Here is a 2,522-nt window from a genome sequence, read left to right on the forward strand (position 1 = left end):
CCGCTATTTCCAAGTGTCAGCTTTCATTCGATAAGGTGGCTACGGAATTTCAACCGTATGTGCATCGACTACGCCTCGCGGCCTCGCCTTAGCTCCCGGCTAACCCTGGGCGGACGAACCTTCCCCAGGAAACCTTAGATTTTCGGCCATTATGATTCCCACATAATTCTCGCTACTCATTCCGGCATTCTCACTCGAATACAGTCCACCGCTGCTCTCGCTGCGACTTCACCCCGTATTCGACGCTCCCCTACCCCTGCCTTCGGCAAGCCCAAGCTTCGGTTAACTGCTTAGCCCCGTTATATTTTCCGCGCAAGACCACTCGACCAGTGAGCTATTACGCACTCTTTTAATGTGTGGCTGCTTCTAAGCCAACATCCTGGTTGTCTGGGCAATCTCACATCGTTTTCCACTTAGCAATTATTTGGGACCTTAGCTGTGGGTCTGGGCTGTTTCCCTTTTGACCACGAGACTTATCTCACGTAGTCTGACTGCTATGCATCAATTAGCCGGCATTCTGAGTTTGATAGGGTTCAGTAACTTTATCAGCCCCTAGCCCATTCAGTGCTTTACCTCCGGTAATCTAACATAACGCTAGCCCTAAAGCTATTTCGGGGAGAACCAGCTATCTCCGGGTTCGATTGGAATTTCACCGCTATCCACAGGTCATCGCCGGTCATTGCAACGAACGTGCGTTCGGTCCTCCATGGAGTTTTACCTCCACTTCAACCTGCCCATGGATAGGTCACCCGGTTTCGGGTCTATTGCCACCAACTTCATGCGCGCTATTCACACTCGGTTTCCCTACGCCTTCGGTACTGAATACCTTAAGCTTGCTGATAACAATAACTCGCCGGACCATTCTACAAAAGGTACCTCATCACCCTTTAACGGGCTTTGAGTGCTTGTAAGCACAAGGTTTCAGGTTCTCTTTCACTCCCCTCCCGGGGTCCTTTTCACCTTTCCCTCACGGTACTGCTCCTCTATCGGTCATCAGGTAGTATTTAGGCTTGGAGGGTGGTCCCCCCGGTTTCCCACAGGGTTTCACGTGTCCCGTGGTACTCTGGATCCAGTCCACTAAGAAATCGTTTTCGACTACAGGGCTCTCACCTTCTGTGGCGGGCCTTCCCAGACCCTTCGTCTAACCATTCCTCACTTCTTGACTGTCCGCAACCCCAGTGAATAAATCCACTGGTTTGGCCTCTTCCGCGTTCGCTCGCCACTACTGGCGGAATCTCGGTTGATTTCTCTTCCTCGCCCTACTTAGATGTTTCAGTTCAGGCGGTTCCCCACGTACGCCTATTTGATTCAACGCACGCTGACAGAGTATTGCTCTGCCGGGTTTCCCCATTCGGAAATCTCCGGATCGACGGTTATTTGCACCTCCCCGAAGCTTATCGCAGCTTGTCACGTCCTTCTTCGGCTCCTGATGCCAAGGCATTCCCCTTGCGCTCTTTTCAGCTTGACCTACTTTCTTGTGAACAAGAAAGGTCTCGCTCTGGTTCTCATGAGTTCGAATTATGCAGGCTTCAGAGTTCTTTGAAATTGTTCGTGTTACCCTTAAAAAGTTCCACAAAAATTTGTTGTTTCCCTCTGTTGCTTGCTCTTCATACTTTGGTTACTTTGTTCAGTTTTCAAGGTGCGGTTCTGGTCTCTCTCGAAACCAGATTCAAACACTTAGCAATCCTAAATGCTTGAATCTAACTTCAGACTATCCAGTTGTCTCATTTTCATCTTCGTGAAAATGAGTGGTGGGCCCAAGTGGACTCGAACCACCGACCTCACGATTATCAGTCGTGCGCTCTAGCCAGCTGAGCTATGGGCCCATTGGTGGAGATAAACGGGTTCGAACCGTTGACCCCCTGCTTGCAAAGCAGGTGCTCTCCCAGCTGAGCTATACCCCCATCCATCTCCAGGGCGTGCGCCCTCTAAATTAAACAACGTAAGCCGACACCCCGCACCCAACGTCTGACCTTAGGACACTACAAATAGCCCTCAGACTACTTGAGTTCTCCTTAGAAAGGAGGTGATCCAGCCGCTCGTTCTCGAACGGCTACCTTGTTACGACTTCACCCCAATTATCGAACCCACCTTCGGCCGCGCCCCCCTTGCGGTTAGGCTACGGACTTCGGGTGTTCCCGACTCTCATGGTGTGACGGGCGGTGTGTACAAGGCCCGGGAACGTATTCACCGCGGCATGCTGATCCGCGATTACTAGCGATTCCAACTTCATACAGGCGGGTTGCAGCCTGCAATCCGAACTGGGACGGCTTTTAGGGGTTTGCTCCACCTCGCGGTCTTGCTTCCCTCTGTTTACCGCCATTGTAGTACGTGTGTAGCCCAGGACATAAGGGGCATGATGATTTGACGTCGTCCCCACCTTCCTCCGTTTTGTCAACGGCAGTCTCGCTAGAGTGCTCTTGCGTAGCAACTAACAATAGGGGTTGCGCTCGTTGCGGGACTTAACCCAACATCTCACGACACGAGCTGACGACAACCATGCACCACCTGTCACCACAGTC

2 tRNA genes and 2 rRNA genes are annotated in these 2,522 nt (G+C 51.7%); all 4 read right to left on the reverse strand.

Annotation, left to right across the window (positions count from 1 at the left end):
• Window positions 1-1,468, reverse strand: a 23S ribosomal RNA gene (locus DV520_RS12435); the annotation flags it as partial.
• Window positions 1,469-1,749: 281 nt separating this feature from the next.
• Window positions 1,750-1,826, reverse strand: a tRNA-Ile gene (locus DV520_RS12025).
• A 2-nt stretch (window positions 1,827-1,828) separates the two neighbouring features.
• A tRNA-Ala gene (locus DV520_RS12030) sits at window positions 1,829-1,904 on the reverse strand.
• Between the two features lie 115 nt (window positions 1,905-2,019).
• Window positions 2,020-2,522 (reverse strand): 16S ribosomal RNA (locus DV520_RS12035); the annotation flags it as partial.

Origin of the sequence: Evtepia gabavorous (assembly GCF_003425665.1) — a bacterium.
Classification (GTDB): Bacteria; Bacillota; Clostridia; order Oscillospirales; family Oscillospiraceae; genus Evtepia; species Evtepia gabavorous.